At 62.8% G+C, this 390-nt stretch carries 1 protein-coding gene; it reads left to right on the top strand.

Annotated features, from left to right (window positions below; genetic code table 11):
- Positions 1–56 precede the first annotated feature (56 nt).
- Positions 57–390: flagellar hook assembly protein FlgD (locus tag GVJ63_RS22105; protein WP_159227380.1), on the top strand; the 334-nt coding region annotated here is incomplete at its 3' end.

The raw sequence follows: 390 nt of genomic DNA, 5'->3' as shown, positions 1-390 counted from the left end.
TTCTCCCCCCGGTCCGCCGGGCTTTCGTTCTCCTCCATTTTCCAGAAGGGCCATCCATGAGCATCAACGGCATCAGCAGCGCCACGACCAGCCTGCGCGCTAACGCGCTGGGCCAGGAGGATTTCATGAAGATCCTGCTGACGCAGCTCACCTACCAGGATCCCATGAAGCCGATGGACAACCAGCAGTTCATGGCCCAGATGGCGCAGTTCACGAGCCTGGAGCAGACGCAGCAGCTCAATTCCAAGATCGCCACGCTGATCGGCAACCAGGCCGCGCTGCAGTCGGTCGGCCTCATCGGTCGCACGGTGGACGTGAGCTCGACCAGCGGCACGATCACCGGCACGGTGGTGTCGCTCTCGCTGTCGGGCGAATCGCCGCTGATCACAT

The organism is Pantoea sp. 18059, from assembly GCF_902706165.1.
Taxonomy (GTDB): Bacteria; Pseudomonadota; Gammaproteobacteria; order Enterobacterales; family Enterobacteriaceae; genus Pantoea; species Pantoea agglomerans.
The sequence above is the reverse complement of the archived record's forward strand: the minus strand, read 5'-3'. Positions and strand labels throughout refer to the sequence as shown.